At 33.5% G+C, this 18,161-nt stretch carries 20 protein-coding genes; 18 read left to right on the top strand and 2 right to left on the bottom strand.

The genetic code is table 11. From position 1 onward, the window contains the following. Position 1: 1 nt before the first annotated feature. Entirely contained in the window at positions 2 to 898 is an 897-nt protein-coding gene (locus IGB25_RS06270) for a hypothetical protein (RefSeq protein ID WP_211066638.1), read from the bottom strand. Beyond that, positions 885 to 1,853, bottom strand: coding sequence for a stage II sporulation protein M (locus IGB25_RS06265; protein ID WP_211066637.1), 969 nt, complete (start codon positions 1,851 to 1,853; stop codon positions 885 to 887). The genes IGB25_RS06270 and IGB25_RS06265 overlap by 14 nt, the downstream gene beginning before the upstream one ends. A gap of 37 nt (positions 1,854 to 1,890) precedes the next feature. Between IGB25_RS06265 and IGB25_RS06260 the strand changes: the two genes are divergently transcribed. The 18 genes from IGB25_RS06260 to IGB25_RS06175 all read left to right on the top strand — a co-directional run bounded on the left by IGB25_RS06260 (position 1,891) and on the right by IGB25_RS06175 (position 18,158). Continuing rightward, the gene (locus tag IGB25_RS06260) at positions 1,891 to 2,595 is read left to right on the top strand and encodes an RDD family protein (protein ID WP_211066636.1); all 705 of its coding nucleotides are present in this window, start codon (positions 1,891 to 1,893) and stop codon (positions 2,593 to 2,595) included. Next, entirely contained in the window at positions 2,595 to 3,194 is a 600-nt protein-coding gene (locus IGB25_RS06255; protein ID WP_211066635.1) for a trimeric intracellular cation channel family protein, read from the top strand. The genes IGB25_RS06260 and IGB25_RS06255 overlap by 1 nt, the downstream gene beginning before the upstream one ends. A gap of 902 nt (positions 3,195 to 4,096) precedes the next feature. Then, complete coding sequence (locus tag IGB25_RS06250) at positions 4,097 to 6,103, top strand: two-component regulator propeller domain-containing protein (protein ID WP_211066634.1); 2,007 nt, start codon at positions 4,097 to 4,099, stop codon at positions 6,101 to 6,103. A gap of 22 nt (positions 6,104 to 6,125) precedes the next feature. Beyond that, on the top strand, positions 6,126 to 8,042 hold the full coding sequence (locus tag IGB25_RS06245) for a hybrid sensor histidine kinase/response regulator transcription factor (protein ID WP_211066633.1): 1,917 nt from the start codon (positions 6,126 to 6,128) through the stop codon (positions 8,040 to 8,042). A 147-nt stretch (positions 8,043 to 8,189) separates the two neighbouring features. Then, complete coding sequence (locus IGB25_RS06240; protein WP_211066632.1) at positions 8,190 to 9,005, top strand: DUF4412 domain-containing protein; 816 nt, start codon at positions 8,190 to 8,192, stop codon at positions 9,003 to 9,005. Positions 9,006 to 9,089: 84 nt separating this feature from the next. Beyond that, the gene (locus IGB25_RS06235; protein ID WP_211066631.1) at positions 9,090 to 9,584 is read left to right on the top strand and encodes a hypothetical protein; all 495 of its coding nucleotides are present in this window, start codon (positions 9,090 to 9,092) and stop codon (positions 9,582 to 9,584) included. Between the two features lie 18 nt (positions 9,585 to 9,602). Continuing rightward, a complete protein-coding gene (locus IGB25_RS06230) occupies positions 9,603 to 9,962 on the top strand; it encodes a twin-arginine translocation signal domain-containing protein (protein ID WP_211066630.1) in 360 nt (119 codons plus the stop codon). Between the two features lie 10 nt (positions 9,963 to 9,972). Next, entirely contained in the window at positions 9,973 to 10,275 is a 303-nt protein-coding gene (locus IGB25_RS06225; RefSeq protein WP_211066629.1) for a YkgJ family cysteine cluster protein, read from the top strand. Beyond that, a complete protein-coding gene (locus tag IGB25_RS06220; RefSeq protein WP_211066628.1) occupies positions 10,259 to 10,654 on the top strand; it encodes a hypothetical protein in 396 nt (131 codons plus the stop codon). The genes IGB25_RS06225 and IGB25_RS06220 overlap by 17 nt, the downstream gene beginning before the upstream one ends. Positions 10,655 to 10,696: 42 nt before the next feature. Continuing rightward, a complete protein-coding gene (locus tag IGB25_RS06215) occupies positions 10,697 to 11,272 on the top strand; it encodes a hypothetical protein (RefSeq protein WP_211066627.1) in 576 nt (191 codons plus the stop codon). Beyond that, the gene (locus tag IGB25_RS06210; protein ID WP_211066626.1) at positions 11,273 to 12,010 is read left to right on the top strand and encodes a hypothetical protein; all 738 of its coding nucleotides are present in this window, start codon (positions 11,273 to 11,275) and stop codon (positions 12,008 to 12,010) included. It begins immediately after the preceding gene. Between the two features lie 75 nt (positions 12,011 to 12,085). After that, positions 12,086 to 12,610: a hypothetical protein gene (locus IGB25_RS06205; RefSeq protein ID WP_211066625.1), complete on the top strand. Its 525-nt coding sequence runs from the start codon at positions 12,086 to 12,088 to the stop codon at positions 12,608 to 12,610. Positions 12,611 to 12,616: 6 nt separating this feature from the next. After that, positions 12,617 to 13,219 (top strand): hypothetical protein, encoded by a 603-nt coding sequence (locus IGB25_RS06200; protein WP_211066624.1) that lies wholly within the window; start codon positions 12,617 to 12,619, stop codon positions 13,217 to 13,219. A 27-nt stretch (positions 13,220 to 13,246) separates the two neighbouring features. Then, positions 13,247 to 13,612, top strand: a complete 366-nt coding sequence (locus tag IGB25_RS06195) for a DUF4870 domain-containing protein (RefSeq protein WP_211066623.1) — start codon at positions 13,247 to 13,249, stop codon at positions 13,610 to 13,612. 11 nt (positions 13,613 to 13,623) lie between these two features. Continuing rightward, positions 13,624 to 14,211, top strand: coding sequence for a hypothetical protein (locus tag IGB25_RS06190; protein WP_211066622.1), 588 nt, complete (start codon positions 13,624 to 13,626; stop codon positions 14,209 to 14,211). A 97-nt stretch (positions 14,212 to 14,308) separates the two neighbouring features. Continuing rightward, a complete protein-coding gene (locus IGB25_RS06185; RefSeq protein ID WP_211066621.1) occupies positions 14,309 to 14,851 on the top strand; it encodes a hypothetical protein in 543 nt (180 codons plus the stop codon). Positions 14,852 to 14,862: 11 nt separating this feature from the next. Then, complete coding sequence (locus tag IGB25_RS06180; RefSeq protein WP_211066620.1) at positions 14,863 to 17,922, top strand: hypothetical protein; 3,060 nt, start codon at positions 14,863 to 14,865, stop codon at positions 17,920 to 17,922. Positions 17,923 to 17,948: 26 nt separating this feature from the next. Further along, complete coding sequence (locus IGB25_RS06175) at positions 17,949 to 18,158, top strand: hypothetical protein (protein WP_211066619.1); 210 nt, start codon at positions 17,949 to 17,951, stop codon at positions 18,156 to 18,158. The last annotated feature ends 3 nt before the right edge of the window (positions 18,159 to 18,161 follow it).

Raw genomic sequence — 18,161 nt, 5'->3', positions numbered from 1 at the left:
TTTAATTTCCGATTTGATCAATTTGTTCGTAAGTGCCTTTAAATTCTTGTTTTTCAGAAAGGTTAAAATACACCAAAGCAATCATAATGACCGTAAAAATACTAAGAAATGACTGACCAATACTTCCTATAGCAGTAAAGAGCAAATACACCCAATTTTGATAAAGTCCAGTAATCGCAGTTGGATCAGAAGCTTGATCAAATGCAGTGAAACCCTCTACCATACTGAAAATAAATGCTGGTAATTGAAAAACAAAACCTAAAATAGCAATGAGAATACCAAAAACCAGAAAAGTAGCGAAAGTAATCCACCAATTGTTTTTAATTAAAGTAAAACACTTGGTGAATGACTCAGAAACCGATTCGTTTTCCATTATTAAAAGTGCAATACCAGGTGCAAGAACGACTATAAGATAAATACCTGGTAAAAAGCAAAGCATAAAACCGATAATTCCAACAATGGTGGTTAATGCAAGATAGCCTAGTAATTTCCAAAAATCATCTTTTAAACCTTGAGAAACGTCTTGTTCTAAAATTTCACCATTATTGTTCATATAAGATTTTATAATGTGTAAAATAGTACCATACAAAACGATATTAGTTGCGATAGATACAGCAAATAAAAGAATGATTATCCAAGAGTCTTCTAAAATAGTTGAAACTGCTGAATCAGGTTCTGAAAAAGTTGTTATGTTACTAAATAAATCGCCCATTTTATATTGGTAATATGTCGTTACCAAAATGGTAAGTAGTATAAACGGACCGACAAACTTTAAAAATATGTTTAGAATACTTTTATAATTCTGCGTAAAGAAACTAAAGGTATCACTTATAATTTCGCCTAAGTCACGTTCTTTTCTAAAGACAAATTGTGGTTGAGTTAAATCATTGTTTTCCATGTTGTTGGTTTTTATGAAGTTTAAAGGGTAAAAATACGTAATAAAATAAAATTAAAGCCATTGAACCACTAATGATAAATATAGCCAAAGCATCGGGCATTTCGGTATGTCGAGTTACAAAACCTTCTAAAAATCCCGCAATAATAAAAAACGGCACGGTGCTTAAAACAATTTTGAGTCCAGCTTTAGCACTGCGAGCAAACGACTCTAATCGGGTATAGGTTTTAGGAAACATAATGCCATTGCCAGCGACTAAACCTGCACAAATACAGACGATAATCACCGAAATCTCAATAGTGCCGTGAATCCAAATCGTTCTTGCAGATTCCCACAACAAACCTTTGTCAGCAAAAAAATATTGAAACGAACCCAGCATCACCGCATTTTGCATACCTATAAATAAAGCACCAATACCAAATAAAAATCCAAAAATGTATGAGAGAAAACCAACTCTGACATTGTTAATAGTAATACCAATAAACATATCGGTTTCGTTGGCCTTTTTATAAACCGCCATCGGGTCGTTGTTGTTGATGTTTTCTAAAGTCATATTGACATAAGCATCACCTAAAATCAATCTTACAAAATCTTGGTCTGTCGCCGCAGAATAAGCACCGATTAAGCCAAAAAATAAAAACACTAAAAACGCTAACAACAATTGATATCTATAATTGTAAAACATCAATGGAAATTCTTTGGTGTAAAATTTTACAATTTTATTTCCCGATGTTTTTTGAGTTTTGTAGATTTTTTGATGTGCTTTTACCGAGATTTGATTCAAATATTTGGTAGTATTGCTGTTAGGATAAAAGGTTTGGGCATAGCTTAAGTCATCGGTAATTTCGATGTATAAATCAGAAAGCTCATCGGGAGAATATTGAGCATTATCTCTCAAATAGCTTTCAAATTTGAACCATTTGTTTTTATTTTGCTTTACAAAAGCTACCTCGCGCATAGTTTTTAAAAATAAACTTCAAATCTAATAATTTTTAATGAATAATTTTCAAATTCAAACGGCTCAAAATGTCATTATTGAACAGAATATAGCCAATTACTTTGAACGAGCAAAGACTTATTTTATAGACATCCTTGTCCTTTTGGCTTATTTATTTTTAGTCAGTTTTGTTTTTCCTTTGTTAGGAGCGTCAAGCTTTGCAATTGGAATGGTAGTGTCATTGCCGTTATTGGTCTATCATTTAGTAATGGAATTGACAATGAATGGCCAAAGTATAGGCAAGGTCGCTATGAAAATCAGAGTGGTTTGTGTTGATGGTTCAAAGCCTAAAGCAGGTCATTATCTGATACGATGGTGTTTGAGGTTGATTGACATTTCTATGACTATGGGTTCAGTGGCCAGTTTGTTTATCTTGTTTGGTGGTAAAGGTCAGCGTTTAGGTGATATAGCGACCAAAACTACGGTTATTTCAGAAAGAAATCGAGTCGATTTTACGCAAACCATAATAATGGACTTGCCTGAAAATTACCAACCCAAATATCCACAAGTAACCATTTTTAGCGATGAAGATATGCGGCAAACCAAAGCCATATATATGAAAGCTAAAAGCCAAAGAGAATATCACCTTATCAACAGATTATACCAGCAATTGATGAGTAAAATGGAAGTTCAGCCTAAGGAAGAGCCAATTGAATTTGTTAAAATTGTTTTACAAGATTATAATTATTATACGCAACGCTAATGGATTTTATTTTTGTATTAGATATTCTCGGCGTAATTGCTTTTTCTATTTCAGGTGTTTTGGTCGCTATGCGCAAAGGACTTGATGTCTTTGGAATTTTGATTATAGCTTTTGTAACTTCTGTCGGTGGAGGAACTTTACGCGATGTTTTGATTAAAGCTAATGTCAGTTGGTTGAACAATATGACTTATGTTTACGTGATTTTAATCACTACAATATTCGCGATTTTGTTAAGAAACAAGCTCAATTATCTACGCAAATCTTTGTTTTTATTTGACACTTTTGGAATTGGACTTTATACGGTTGTTGGTATAGAAAAAGCTATTTCAGCAGGGTTGCCACCTGTTATTTGCGTGGCTTTTGGCACAATGAGTGCTTGTTTTGGTGGAGTGATTAGAGATATTTTATGCAATGATATTCCCGTCATTTTTCATAAAGAAATATACGCTACAGCTTGTATTCTTGGTGGTTTTGCTTATTTCGCCTTAACTTATTTTAATCTATCACAAGATTTGATTTTTATCATTTCTGGTGTTGTGGTGATTGCTGTTAGAATTTCGGCTGTGGTGTTTAAGATTTCATTGCCGAGGGTTTATTGAGGCAGATTGTTATTTTAAATGTCTCACGTATATATGAAATCCTTCTAATATCCGCCTGTCGCAGGCTTGTTTTATCATTATATTAATGACATTATTCATTCAATTTGGTACAACAAATATAGTATTTCTTTTTATTATTTTTGTGGATTAAATATAGATAAAGCTACAAATAGTAGTGAGACCGACGAACAAGGCTGTAGTAACCACCATAGATAGCATCAACAAAATTAATTAATTTAGAAGAAGTAATCAAGCCAATTGACTAACCAAAAAACATTCCTTTATAAGCCGAAAAATGGTATCATTCAGATAAAATAATAATAAAAGTGACTAAAAATTTATATCCTTAAAAGAGAAAGAAAAATACGTCCCTAACCCACTGGGAGAAAAAGTTCAATAAATGTGTAGGCAAGACAATATTTAATGTAGATCACACTTTTGAAGGAATTAAAAATGGTTCTTAGGTTGAGTGTTAAGGTATAAAAGGATTGCAAAGATGTATATTCAAAACTTTTTGGAGATCATCTCTTACAATTTATTCAGAACCCCATAGATAATTACATCCAATACTCAAATTTAAAAGAAATGAAAGTAAAAATCACTAAAATAAAGATTAAAATGACGTGAATAATTAAAATCTTTAGCTTAAAAGACAAAAGTAAACTGAAATTAAAGAAAAAGTGAAAGGTTGCTATTTTTATGTAATGATCTTAATTCAATTAATAATCAACCAAAAATGTTCTAAATAATTTGAGGTAGTTTATTTAAACAATTCTTTTCTATGATAATCATACAAGTTATTGAAGAATTTTATAATATAGCAATACTATTTTTTTTTCTTATAAAGTGTATTTTTAACAGCAGTTATTAAAAAAAACGATTAAAAAAGTGTAATTTTTATTATGAAAATAATCTGTTTTATTATACCTGTTTTATGTGCTATTGAAACGTTTGGGCAATCTCAAGTGTCTTTTAGACAACTATCCGTTAACGACGGTCTTTCTCAAAATAGCGTTGTATCGGTAGCGCAAGACAGTACGGGTTATTTATGGATTGCTACCCAAGATGGACTAAATAAGTATGATGGCAATAAATTTGAAATATATAGTCAGTCTTTTTTAGATGTCACCAAACCAACATACAGTCATTTGGGCAAGGTTTATGTAGACCGTGAGGGCAACATAATTACCATACCTGCTTCCAATAAGCCACGTATTTACGATAAGGCGACCAATAGTTTTATTCCGTTTTCAAACATACAAGATGTAAGTGTATTGTACCAAGACAGTAAACGCAATTACTGGTTTGGCACGTATGCGTCAGGTTTGTTTAAAAAAGATGTTACAACAAAAGATGTAACCTTGGTTGTTCCTAAAGATAGCATAGGTACAATATTCGCAATTTCAGAAGATAAAAAAGGAAGCATTTGGTTAGTGGGTCAAGGAAAGGTTATGTGTGTAAACAATGAAAACGATACCATAGACACTTATTTTCCGGACAGCAATAATCAATCAAATGTAAATTACAGCAATCTTTTATTTGATGATTTAGGAACTGTTTGGTTAGGTTCGTATGGCAATGGGATGTGGATCAAACATCCGGAATCATCCACTTTTAAAAGCGTAAAGGCGTTTTACTTGAATCTCTCCACTTTACCAAACGATTTATATGTCTTATCTATGCACTTAGATAAAAAAAACAGATTATGGATTGGCACCTATGGTCGTGGTCTTTATAAAATTGACTTAAATACTTCTGAAATAAATCATTTTGAAACAAAGAAGCATAATCCAAGAGCAATTCATTATAACGATATCCTCTGTATTTTTGAGGATTATACAGGAACACTCTGGTTTGGAACAGATGGAGCCGGTGTGAGTTTTTATGATGAATACCTTGAAAAGTTCAATGTCATCAATAATTATCAAACGCCTGAAGAAATAAGTATAGATCTGGTTAGAGCGATACAAATAGATAAAAACAATAATGTTTGGATTGGCACGAGCGGTAAAGGCCTTTCAAGATACACTCCTAAAACACATACATGGAAAACTTATGTTGAAACCAAAGGAGGCTTAAGTTCTAATAGAGTTGTTAGTTTATTTATAGATGACGATAATGAATTATGGATAGGAACCCAAGGAGGAGGCTTAAACATAATGCATACCAACGGGAAAATATCACATTACAACAATAATACCCCAGTCAAATTAAACGTTGAGACCATTTGGGATATTTTTAAAGATGAATCCAACAATATCTGGTTATCAACTAGAGACCATGGGTTAATTTTATTTAACAAGCATAAAGGCGTTTTAAAACAGTTCAATAAATCAAACGGATTAATAAGCAATAATATAAGGGTAACCATTCAGGGAGAAGCGGATAAGCTTTGGGTTGGCACAGAGGATAATGGGGTTCTTTTATTAGATACTAAAACAAAAACGTTCATTGATTTTAAGAAGGATTTTAATTTACACGGAGAAGATGTGGCAAAAAAAGTTAAATCACTTTATTATGATAAAAAGGGGCTTTTGTGGGTTGGCACCAATGGTAAAGGATTATGTGTATATGATTTAAAAAACAAAGCATTTTATAATTACACCGTTAATGATGGTTTACCAAACAATGTTATTTACGGTATCTTGCCAGATTCCGAAAACAATTTATGGCTAAGCTCCAATAGAGGGATTACCATGTTTAAGCCGGCACCAACCCTTGATGTTAAGCCTCAAATTGTAAATTATGATAATTATGATGGCCTGGCTACAGAGTTCAATACAGTAGCCTATTATAAATCTGCTAACAATGATTTATATTTTGGTGGACTAGAAGGCTATTATTGGTTTAACCCTTCTTTAATAAAAAAAAAGCGATGTAATACCCAAAACGGTCATTACAGGATTTGAGGTTTTTAACCATCAACTTCAAATGGTTGATAGCATACAATTGCAGTATAATGAGAATACCGTGTCTTTTACATTTTCTAGTTTACAGTTTTCATTACCTAAAAAAAACAATTATTTGTATAAACTGGAAAATCATGATGAAAATTGGATTCTGTCCAATGGTGTAAAACGAGTGCGATACACCAATCTATCACCAGGCAATTACACGTTTTTGGTTAAATCCAGTAATTATGATGGTCTTTGGAATGAAAAGCCTGCTAGTTTTTATTTTATAATCAATAAACCATGGTATTTAAATAATTGGATGCTTTCTGTCTATGCTGTTTTAATTATATGTTCCTTATTGCTAGCCTATTATTATTTTAAATGGCGATGGGAAATGACACTCAACTTAAAAGAAGAAAGAGAAAAGTCAGAAAGATTAAAGCGCTTAGATGAGTATAAAACAAAACTATATACCAATATAGCTCACGAATTTAGAACACCTTTAACATTAATCTCTGCACCAATTAAAAAACAATTGTTAAATAATAATTTACAGTCAGATTCAAAAAAGGACCTGAAATTAGTAGAGCACAACACCACACAACTTTTAAGTTTAGTCGATCAGTTATTGGAGCTGTCAAAGTTGGAATCTGGAGCAATGAGATTAAAAGTCAAACAAAATGATTTGGGTTTATATTTAAAGGTTATTTCCCAATCGTTTCAGTTTTTAGCAGAACAAAACAATTTAAAACTATCGGTCCATGTGCCGGAAATTAAAAATGCGTGGTTCGATTCGGATGTTGTGGAACGACTTGTAAATAATTTATTTTCCAATGCCATAAAATACACGTCCAAAGGCGGTGTCATTTCTTTTAATGTAGAGCATGTTTACAAAAAAGAGGTTAAGATGGTTTTTATAAATGATATAGATGCCATTATAGAAAAAGAAATTTCTAAAATATTCAATCGTTTTTATCAAATAAATGAAAACTCAGAAGGCTCTGGTATTGGTCTTTCTCTGGTTAAGGAACTTACTAATTTATCCCATGGAACGATAGAGGCATCTTATGCAGACCATCAAAAAATCAAGTTTGTCATTAAATTGCCCATTTCAAAAGAATCTTTTTTACCGGATGAAATAGATCTTGCGAACCTTAAAAATGATGATATTACACTGCCAACAAATAATTTACCGCAAAATAGTTCAAAACCAATAGCCTTGGTTGTTGATAACAATCAAGACATCAGACAGTTTGTTAAATCATTGTTAATTGATGATTTTAAAGTTATTGAAGCTAAAAATGGGATAGAAGGAATAGAAAAGGCTTTTAAAACCATTCCGGATATTATCGTTTCAGATGTTATGATGCCTTTAAAAAATGGTTTAGAACTTTGCGAAATTTTAAAACATGACGAAAAAACATCTCACATCCCCATTATTCTTCTTACAGGAAAAACAGGTGATATAAATGAAATAGAAGGATTAAATACAGGAGCAGATGATTATATAACCAAGCCTTTTAATCCAAAAACGCTCCAAATCAAGGTCAATAATATTATTGAAGGTAGAAGAAAGCTTCGTGAACGTTATAAAAAGGATATTGTTTTTAAGCCTAAAGATATGGCAACAACACCTGCAGATGAGATGTTCTTAAAAAAAGTTCAAAATATATTAGACCAATATGTGTCAAACCCCGATTTTAATGCCGAATTTTTCAGTAAACAGGTAGGCATGAGCAGAATGCAATTGCACAGAAAACTGTTGGCTTTTACAGGACTGAACACCACTGCTTTTATTCGGTCTCAAAGATTAAAACAAGCTATTCAAATTTTAAAATCATCAAACTATACTGTAAATGAAGTTGCCTATATGGTAGGGTTTAATACACCGTCTTATTTTATAAAATGTTTTAAGGAAATGTATGGGCAAACGCCATTGGAGTACATTAAATAAGTAGCATTTTTCTTCGCTTTTTTGCATAATGTTACAATGGTTTCATATTTTGTTACATATCTTGTACAAACTTCTAAGTATCAAATATAGTTTTGCTTAAGCTTTGCATAATGCAATTTAAATAGCTTAAAGTAAAAAACATTTGATATGAAAACAACTCATTTATTTGTCACATTAACACTTTATCTTCTCCTAACCCAAACAGTTGAAGCTCAATTCCTAAAAAAACTAAAAAACCGTGTAGAACAAACAGTAGAAGATGTTGTTGTTGATAAGACAGCTGACAAAGCTGCCAAAAAAACCGCTAAAACCATGGATAAAGCTTTTGACATAAATCCTTTTGCTAACTCCGGTCGCAAAGAAAAAGCAAATCCTGGATTGGTTGCAAACTCGTATGATTTCACTTGGAAATATTCTTTAAAAATGAGCACAAAAAAAGAAGGTGAAATAGTCTTTGATTACTATTTAAAACCCGATGCACCCTATTTTGGTTTTACGTCAGCCACCATGGAAAACATGTTTACCATCATGGATAACGGCAATAAGGTAATCGTTATGTTTATGCAATCCCAAGGGAATAATGTTGGTATGGTAACACAAATGCCAGATGATTTGGATTTGGAAGAAACAAAAGACCAGTCTAAAGAATTCGTATTTACATCACTTCCAGATAAAACCATCAATGGTTACCATTGCAAAGGTGTTAAAGCTACTAATAAAGACTTTGAAATGGATATGTATTTTACCAATGATACCGAAGTGAGCTTTGACGATATCTACAAAAACCAGCAAACCAAAATTCCTAGGCAAGTAAATGACTATTTTGATAAAGATGAAAAACTACTCATGATTTATATGGACATGAAAGGCTTAAAAAAGAAAAAGGAAAATATGACGATGGAATGTATTGGTTTAGAAGAAGTGTCAAAAACCATTAAAAAGTCAGATTATAAGTTTATGTAATTAAAAAAAAAATTGATCCCAAACAAAAGTAATTGTTTAAATCATTTATGAATTATAAAATAGTAAACCAAAAAAACAAAAATCATGAAAACACAAACAATTAAAGTATTCCTTATTGGTGCAATGCTAAGTACAACACTTTCCTTTTCTCAAAGCCTTGAGGGCAGATTAGGTGTAGAAGGCTTTTCCAGAACCACTAGTTTTAAAGAGTTGGCGACTGTAGATTTATTCAAAGCTTTTAAACAAGGCTCCTACAGCATCAAGTTTAATTTTAGAGCCGATGGTATTAACGACAGAAATATTGTTCTGTTTGATATGAAAACCACCGTAAAATATAATGGTAAAACAATTTCTCAAACAACAAGAGGTGGATGGCCATGGTTACCAGGCGATATGTTTGTGCCTGCAGAGGGCTTTGATTTTATCCCTGCTTTAGAAAAATTAAGTACACAAGATACTTCTACCGAAGGTTTTTTACCGAAAGGGAACTATGAAATTATTTTAGAGACGGTGCCGTCACCAAAACAATCTGTAAAATCAGGAATTGCACCCGCTACCATTAAATTTTCTGTTCAGTAAAATTAATTCAAATAAAAAATGGAAACAAAAAAGAAATCAAAAAATGGAAAACCAAATAGACGAGACTTTTTGGTCGACGTGTCAATGGCAGTGGCGACTTTAACGCTGAACAGTGCCTTTGGGTTTCCTGTGGCAACTGGGCAGGGCAATGGTAAATTGTTTGCAAAAATTAAGTATGTCGGTGGCATTCCACTTAAAGATAATATGTATTCATTTTCAGAGAATAATTTGGAAAAATTGAAAAGTGGTAAAATGGAATCGCTCACCATAAAAATGGAAGCTAGTTTTGACCAACGCAACTGGAAAACTATAGAAACGAGCATTACAGACAGAAATTTTATGAAACAACTTTCAGAAATGGCTCAAAAAGTCGAATAAAAGTTTGCTTATGAATCCAATTACCAGAACCCGTGAATCTGCTTTTTCCTATCAGTGCTATGCCTGTAACAACTGTTGTCACAACAAATTGATTCAAATCAATCCTTATGAATTGTTACGCTTATCGAGTTGTTTGGGAATTTCAACAACCCAATTCAGGAAAAAACATCTTGATGGTCAGTTTTTAAAGCAAAACAAGGTTTCTGGCGCCTGCCAGTTTTTAGGAAAAGAAGGTTGTACTGTTCATAAAGACAGTAGTACTGGTTTGTCGGTTATGCCCTTTGGGAAGACTGCGCATGGACAATGGCAATGAGCGCTTTACAGAACTTGAACCACATCCAAAGTCAAAAGGTGTGTATGGTGGTGCATCAAAGGTTAGAGATTACTTAAAAACACAAAAAGTAAGTTCATTTTTAAAAGCTGAAAAAAGTTATTTAAAACTAATTCAACAAATGGCTATCACAGCATTGAACGATGAATCCTGTAAAAAGGATGAAGCGGTGCCTTTTAAAGGCACTAAAAAAGCGATTGGCTACACCGATTGGGTTTTGGATCCGGATCCAATTATAGAAAAATACTGTGCTTCAAAAAACATAGAAACACCAACAAAAGTGGAGCAAAAAGTTAAATTACATATAGCTGCAATTCAATCCTGGGTTGAAGGAAAGTGGGATATTTTATCTGTTACTTAAGATTTAATTTTTTTAAAGAATGAGACCATTATAATTGAACAAATGAAAATAAAAAAAACTATTCTATTCCTATTCAGTCTCTTGTTGTGTCTTTCATCGTGTAAAGATGAGACAAAACAAGAACATAAGGATTCAAACCAATCGCATCAGGTTGAATTGCCCAAGCAAACGGCTAACAATCAAAAAAAAGAAACGCTTACCAAAGAACAAGCGGGCAACTTCTTTCCAAAACAAATCGGGGATTATAAATTGATTAACATAGAGGATAATTTACTAAAAACAAACGGTATTGCCTTTGGGATGTATATCAAAGGAAATGATTACGACCATAGTTTGACTTACACTTTGGAAGATGGAAATAGAAAGGGGTCTGCGATTCTCAAAAATTTTGAAGACGCGTATAAAACAACGGCAAAAGGTCCTGAAGGAACTGAGATTTTTAGAAAAGAACGCAACGGATACAAAACCATCGCCTTTCTGCAACACAACATTAATCGTTATAGCATCTCATTTATTTACAACCAACGATTCAGGTTAAGCCTTGATGGTGTTGAAAAACCCGATGTGCTATGGACTTACTTTAAAAAAGAAGATTTGCAAAAACTTAATACATATTAAATGAAAACACAAATAAACCATACCATAGTAGTAGCGATAAGTGTATTATTTAGTATGACGTGCCAGGCACAAAAGGCTATTTCAGGAAGCATTTCAAATTATACAGGAGGAGAAAAGCTAATTGCTTTTTATGATATGATTTCAAAAGAGACCATGGAAATTGGAACTATTCATGAAGAGGGTAATTTCAGTATTCCTTTGGATGAAAATTATCTGAAAACTATCAAACTAAAAGCTGAAAACGCAAAAGCAAAAGCACCAGAAGGTTGGGAAATTGAATTTAAAACAGTGGCTACAACTTTTGAATGCTCGGGTTTAATGGTTGAATATGAAAATGGTGGAGCATTGGTTGCCGGAATGCCAGATCTTGAAGTTAAAGCCAAAAATGCAGAATGGGACGAATCCGTAATGTATGCCGTTAGCAATCCAGAAATAGCCAATTGGTTGTATTCTTATGGAGAAAAAAATAGTGCTCAAGGCTATTATTTGCAATGGTTTTTTGTGGAAGAACCAGCATCGGCTAAAGCAGAGTGTTTATGGCAAACGTCTGTTTCAACTGGTGAAACTTATAATAATAAAACCATCATAAATTTAGAATTGCAAAAAGGATGGAATATAATCAAATATAACATTGCTGAAGTTTTTACCGATGCAAACGGAAAAATAATACCTTCTAAAACCGAAATAAGTAGGATAGACCGTATTCCTGACAATATTCAGTGGGTGGTTGTTAAATAGAATACTTTATAAAAATTAAAAGATAAAAAGTCAATTAGCAAATTTTAAAAATAGTGAACAAATAAATTTTAACAGATGAAAAGAATCATTACTATAGCATTTATTTTTTGTTTTATAGCCTGTAAACATGAAACAAAAGCACAAGATGAATCGCAACAAGATACTCAAAACGTAGTACAAAAAGATTTTAAAAAAACGCCTTATACCAAAGCCGAATTTAAGGAAGCATTCCCAAAATCAATAGGTGGACTACCCTTGGATGATAAGTTTTTTAGCGAAAACCAAATGGCAAATGGAACATACGGAGACGGAAAAATTGAACTACAAATCATCGACTGTTCAGAAAAACACAATGGATTACAAAAAACCTTTTTGATGGCTTACAACATAAAGCAATTTGACGATGAAGATACCAAGCACGAAAATAAAGAACGTAATGGTATTAAAACCATTAGCAACTACAGAATAAATAGTGAAAGATGTGATATAGCTTTTGTTTACCATAATAGATGGTACGTTGTATTGAGAGGGGAAGGTATGAGTCCCGATGAACTTTGGAATACATTTGATATAGATGTAATGAAAAAATTTAAAAATTAAAACATGATGCAAAAAATAATCAGCTTTATTTTTTTGACCCTTCTAATGGTAGCATGTAAAAATGATGCCAAAAGCACACAAAGCAAGGAAGTGAAAACCAATGATATGACCACTATTACAAAAAAAGATAAAAAAAAGAAAGTGGTTACAGGACTTGTTGAAGCACAAATTGATGGTAAACCATTCAAAATGGACAACTTTGACCAAAAAACATCTACCGATGTGGTCTTTCTGGACAATGGTATTCAGTTTAGAATAAATGACGTAAACAAGCAAATGATATTGGTTAATATGTACGCTCCGGATTTATTGAAACATATACCAATTGCCATTTCCCAACAATCCTCTGCATTAAAAATAGGAGAAGCCTATAAGGTAAAAACACATAGCAGGTTAGAAGTTATAGTTCCCAGTGGCAAATATCTTCAAAGTGATACCAAGGCACTATATCAAGGCACTGTTTCTCTTGACGAATTGTCTGAAAACAGACTTGTTGTAACCTTTAATGGCATGGGCATTTCTCTTGGCTCAACTCTCAAGAAAGAATTATTTCCAATGCAAGGTAAAATTATATTGGATAGCTTCAATGTTTATGATTTTAGAACATAATAACACGAATTAATAAATAAAACAACTATGGAAACAACAGAAAACAACACCGTACAGGCATCATCCAACGAAGCTATTGTAAAAGAAGGCAAAACAATAGCCCTCATTGCTTACATAACATTTATAGGTTTAATTATTGCCTTTGTAATGAACAATGATAAAAAAAACGCCTTTGCAAGCTATCATATCAAGCAATCTCTTGGATTGGCATTAACAGGTTTTGCACTGGGAGTTATCGGAATGGTTCCCATACTGGGATGGATCATAGACCTTGTGGGCTTTTTTGTATTGCTTTATATGTGGATTATAGGGTTAATAAACGCCATTAACGCCAAGGAAAAACCCGTGCCAATTTTAGGAAAGAAATATATAGAATGGTTTAAAAACATATAAACCTTTCACCCATGAAAAAATTTATTTTATTAATGGTTTTTGTAACGGTGCTTATTTCTTGTGATAAAAAACCTAAACAGATTTTAACGGACGTATTACCAGCACTTAAAGATAAGGGGAATTATACACAACAAATTTCAGAAGGACAAAAGGTGGCGACAAAACTTTCTAAAATAACACCATTATCAGAAGACGAATTAAAAAATGCGTTTCCAAAGCATTTGAAAGGTGTGCCAGTAGATGAAAAAATAATGGTTATTGGTCAACAAGTTGTGGGGAGTTTTGGCAATCATGAAATATCACTTTCCATAGCAGATGCAGCTGGGAATAAAAACCAATTGGCAGCAAATTTTATCAATAGTTATACCTACAATAAAGTACCAGAGGAAACCAACAATTTTAAAGTTGTAAATACAGAGCACAGTGGTATTAAAACCCATGCCGAATATTTTAAAAAAAATGGTAGAAGTGGGATTTGGTTTTTATACAACAATCGGTTCTACATTTCTTTACGCAATGACGATAATCGTATCAAAATGGATCCAGACGAGCTTTGGGAGGCTTTTGATATCAATGCGTTACAGAATTTTAAAAAGTAAACTAGTATGAAATGCTCTTTAACAAATTTTTCAAAAGAAACAAAATATTTAAAAGAGCATTCCATCGGACTATTGAAAAACAAATAAAGTTAAACAGATGAAAAAAATAATCTACATCACTTTTTTGGCAACCCTTTTGTTTGCATGTAAGAACAATAAAAAAGAAGAAGATAGCAATATAGTTGATGCAAACCCTCAAACAACCAGTAGCGAATCATCTATAAAGACCATTCAAAAATTAACACCACTTTCCAATGAGCAATTAAAAGCAGCGTTTCCAAAGCGACTTTATGATTTAAAATTAGATAAAGATCCGGTAATTACAGGTCAATCCATATTAGGGCATTTTGGTGGTCGAAAAATCTCCTTGGAAGTTACCGATGCTACTGGAGAAAGCAAAAAAAGAGCAATCTATTTTTTAAATACACTAAATAATAAAAATTTTGAGGATACTGCCGATATCAAATACATTAAAAAAGAACGTAACGGCATCGCAACTTTTGCAACACAATATATAGGAAGTCATACAAAACTTGAATTTTTATATAAAAGCAGATTTTATATTTATTTGTTAAGTGAAATGAACCCAGATGAACTTTGGGAGGCTTTTGATATCAATGCACTGAAAAATCTTAAATAAACACTTTGTAAATGCAGCCGACCAAAAAACAACAACATACAACAAGTCCCAATTCCCGAAGGGAGTTTATGCAACAAATAGCCTTGATTTATTTGGCAACAAACCTTCCGTTATCTTTTTTGGGCTGTGAGTCTGATAAAAAGATGTTTATAGGTTCCGGGAAAGTACCGTATAAAGTGTGGGAAGAAATGCTTTTGGCGTTGCAAACCTGTCCCGATTATTTGGAAGGGCGCATGAAAGCTTTAGTAGCTTCCAAAGATGCGGAAGCCATGTTTGATTTTGTGAGAGATGAGATTTATTTAATGCCAGCCTCAAATAAATCCATTGGATATATTGGAAGACAATTTAAATGGGGAATGAAAGGCGTGTTGCGTTATGGGATGGCGACACCCAGGGAAAAAGCAGAATTATTGAATCAAATGTTTTCTGATAGTGGCATTTCCTCCAAAGTGGTTTTTGAGCGCACTACAATTACGCCAGAAGAAGCCATGTCATTTTTTTTACGCCCTGTACAACGGAAATTTAATGTAGAGGTTTCCAAAAAACAATGGAAACAATGGAAGAAAGAGTTGCAAGTTGAGAATAATGAAGATAATAAAATTCCGGTTTTCGACCAGGATTTTAAAAAGACGAATGCATTAGCCGAACAATTATGGGGTTTAATTCCCAATAAAGAGACGCTAAATAAGTCTGGTTTTGATTTTAGATGGGATAATTACCGCACGCCAACCGTGGCGTTTCAAATAGATGGCGTCACAAAATACGCCCATTTGTTTGATGCCAACATTCCGTTTGGAGAGCTTAAAAACAAGGGAGGAATTTCTGAAGCTGATCCTGTTAAGTTAAACGAAGAAACTCTTGAAATTAAGATAACTTATAGAGAAGCCATACACCCTGATAAAGAAATTGAACTCATCTCAGGAGCCTGGAAATCAAGAGATTTAATAGGGAACCAGATACATTTTGCTTGCCTCAATGGATTAAGTTTGGAACAAAGTGCTGTGACACCTATTGGTAATTTACGCACTTTTACTCCAACATTGGCATATCAAGATTTTAACGCCGATCTTGAAACCATGGAAAAGCAGTCGTTCATTGCAGACCCTATTACGTTGGAAGGGGATAAAATAATTCTTCCCGATGAAAATGATAACCCAAAGACACCAATTATTTTAAATGCCCCAAATTCAGAATTAATTAAGACAGTCAATCAACTTGCAGTAAAAGCAATCCCAATAAACAACCCTTTGGTAAAACTTCAAGTAACCCCAACGAATTCCGAAGGAAAAATCGTTGAAGGTTTACTGGTTAGCGATTTTCAGTTCAAAGATAACAAACAGCCTATTCAAGCCTTGATGGAGTCGAACAGGCAAACTCCTAAAATTCTGATTTTATATGATGAATCTTTCAGCATGCCAAAGGAGTATTACGGAGAGAACATGGATAGGTTTGTGGCATCAGTTGAAGAACAAATTCAAACACAATTTCCATCTGCCGTTATTGAAAAATGGGCAACACCATCTCAACTTTACACATGGTTGCTTAAAGCCTCAAAAACCAGTTTTGATTTAGTTTTATATGCTACCGATGGAGATAATGATGATACTTACAATGAACAGGATTTAGCGACCTATCAACATGGGCCTTCAACCATTATTCTTGATGTGTACAATACGGATTCTTCACATGATAAAAGTACTTTTGAGCACATGGCTACCATAACCAATGGTTCTGTATATAACGCCAAAGACCAAAATTTGGTAATAGAAAAGGTTGTGGAATATGTGAATGCCATGGACATTCCACCTTATACATTTACCTATTATGCAAATGATGAAATACAGCATGAATTGGTACTAACGATGGATAAGGAAAGGCTTCACGCTAGTTCTGATTTTGAATTCCTTTCGTCCCCCAATCCTGAAGACCTAAACCAAGGAATTATCGGAATGTATCTCGATGTAAAAATAGGGAATACACATACAAAACGTGTCTTGGCTGGCTGGGATCCGGTTACACAAACTAACAAGAAACCCACCAAATCCCATTTTTTAGATGTCAAAAGTCTCATTCTTGGCGGCACAACGTTTTATTTTGAAGGTGAAGGTCCAACGCTGGCAACCTCGTTGGTTGATTTGTTACAGTATCGATTATCTACGCGCGGTTGGGGAGAAGCCCTTTTAGAAGATGATTTAACGAAAGCAAAAACCGAATTTGAAAAAGGTGGGTTTCAATATCATGCAAACATAGTCCCATTAATGGCGCCCATTGAAGATGGTGTTACCCATAGCACCTTCACATTTGCATCGGGAATACGAATAGGGATTTGCAAACAACAAATCCATATTGAAGATAAAAAGACATCACAGTCATTTGATTTTTTACCAACGTCCCACTATGTGAGTTTTTCCAATGGTCATGAGAATGCTTTCAAAACTAACCTGATAAAAACAGCACAACTCGCTATTCGTGAAGCGTCTCTTTTTCATAATAGCACGCTGAGTGATTTAAACGATAAAGTACTTATTGAAAGGACGAAGGCTATTGCTGATCGCTGGTTTAGCAATTTAGACCGTAATAATCCAGACTACTATTATTGGTTTGAACGGATAAATCGCGGCGATGGTAACTATAAACTATTTGATTCAGCAGGCATCAACAAGGCTTTTTGGCAAATAAATGCCCAAGGCGAACTGTATGGCGTGTTGTGGGATGGAACAGGTGGTGGCTCCACGAGTACTGAACTACAGCTAAAAAAACTCTATCATGTTATGGACTTATATATGGTCGCATTTTCTGTAATGGGGGTAACCAATTTAGCACTTGGTATTGTGGTCACCTATAGCAAAACGCTTGTAAAACTTTATGCCATTGTAACAGAAGTAATAATTGTTATGGATAACACTGGTATGGACGACAAAATTCGTAATGCATTAAAAGAGCTTGCTTGCAATGTGCAAAAAGAAATCATGTTTTTTGCCTTAGGGAGAGTCGGTGAAGTTATGGGTGGTCTTGATTTAATGATATCCTTAATGGGTGGCAATGGGTCGCCTGGAACAGGTTGTAGTTAATTATTAAAAAAAAATTATAAAAAAGAATGACAACATACATTTCAGAACTTGACCAAAGGCAAATATTAGGTCTCATTTTATTGGTAGCTATGGTATCGGTTTTAATTAACTCGATATACGCCTGGTATTTGGCAAATCAATCGAAACTATGGACCAAAGCAAAAGGAACTATAGAAAGCATTAAAAGTTATAATAATGCAAAAAAAATGATTTTTGAATACGGATATCAAGTATAAGGT

This window comes from Flavobacterium sp. CS20 (assembly GCF_018080005.1).
Lineage (GTDB): Bacteria > Bacteroidota > Bacteroidia > Flavobacteriales > Flavobacteriaceae > Psychroflexus.
This window is presented reverse-complemented; position numbering and strand designations above follow the sequence as displayed.

Excerpts from the sequence above, each read along its gene's own strand:
- IGB25_RS06270 (WP_211066638.1), bottom strand. The coding sequence starts at position 898 with ATGGAAAACAATGATTTAACTCAACCACAATTTGTCTTTAGAAAAGAA.
- IGB25_RS06245 (WP_211066633.1), top strand. The coding sequence starts at position 6,126 with ATGGTTGATAGCATACAATTGCAGTATAATGAGAATACCGTGTCTTTT.
- IGB25_RS06260 (WP_211066636.1), top strand. The coding sequence starts at position 1,891 with ATGAATAATTTTCAAATTCAAACGGCTCAAAATGTCATTATTGAACAG.
- IGB25_RS06255 (WP_211066635.1), top strand. The coding sequence starts at position 2,595 with ATGGATTTTATTTTTGTATTAGATATTCTCGGCGTAATTGCTTTTTCT.
- IGB25_RS06215 (WP_211066627.1), top strand. The coding sequence starts at position 10,697 with ATGAAAATAAAAAAAACTATTCTATTCCTATTCAGTCTCTTGTTGTGT.
- IGB25_RS06210 (WP_211066626.1), top strand. The coding sequence starts at position 11,273 with ATGAAAACACAAATAAACCATACCATAGTAGTAGCGATAAGTGTATTA.
- IGB25_RS06250 (WP_211066634.1), top strand. The coding sequence starts at position 4,097 with ATGAAAATAATCTGTTTTATTATACCTGTTTTATGTGCTATTGAAACG.
- IGB25_RS06225 (WP_211066629.1), top strand. The coding sequence starts at position 9,973 with ATGAATCCAATTACCAGAACCCGTGAATCTGCTTTTTCCTATCAGTGC.
- IGB25_RS06230 (WP_211066630.1), top strand. The coding sequence starts at position 9,603 with ATGGAAACAAAAAAGAAATCAAAAAATGGAAAACCAAATAGACGAGAC.
- IGB25_RS06240 (WP_211066632.1), top strand. The coding sequence starts at position 8,190 with ATGAAAACAACTCATTTATTTGTCACATTAACACTTTATCTTCTCCTA.
- IGB25_RS06180 (WP_211066620.1), top strand. The coding sequence starts at position 14,863 with ATGCAGCCGACCAAAAAACAACAACATACAACAAGTCCCAATTCCCGA.
- IGB25_RS06205 (WP_211066625.1), top strand. The coding sequence starts at position 12,086 with ATGAAAAGAATCATTACTATAGCATTTATTTTTTGTTTTATAGCCTGT.
- IGB25_RS06175 (WP_211066619.1), top strand. The coding sequence starts at position 17,949 with ATGACAACATACATTTCAGAACTTGACCAAAGGCAAATATTAGGTCTC.
- IGB25_RS06200 (WP_211066624.1), top strand. The coding sequence starts at position 12,617 with ATGCAAAAAATAATCAGCTTTATTTTTTTGACCCTTCTAATGGTAGCA.
- IGB25_RS06185 (WP_211066621.1), top strand. The coding sequence starts at position 14,309 with ATGAAAAAAATAATCTACATCACTTTTTTGGCAACCCTTTTGTTTGCA.
- IGB25_RS06235 (WP_211066631.1), top strand. The coding sequence starts at position 9,090 with ATGAAAACACAAACAATTAAAGTATTCCTTATTGGTGCAATGCTAAGT.
- IGB25_RS06190 (WP_211066622.1), top strand. The coding sequence starts at position 13,624 with ATGAAAAAATTTATTTTATTAATGGTTTTTGTAACGGTGCTTATTTCT.
- IGB25_RS06195 (WP_211066623.1), top strand. The coding sequence starts at position 13,247 with ATGGAAACAACAGAAAACAACACCGTACAGGCATCATCCAACGAAGCT.
- IGB25_RS06265 (WP_211066637.1), bottom strand. The coding sequence starts at position 1,853 with ATGCGCGAGGTAGCTTTTGTAAAGCAAAATAAAAACAAATGGTTCAAA.
- IGB25_RS06220 (WP_211066628.1), top strand. The coding sequence starts at position 10,259 with ATGGACAATGGCAATGAGCGCTTTACAGAACTTGAACCACATCCAAAG.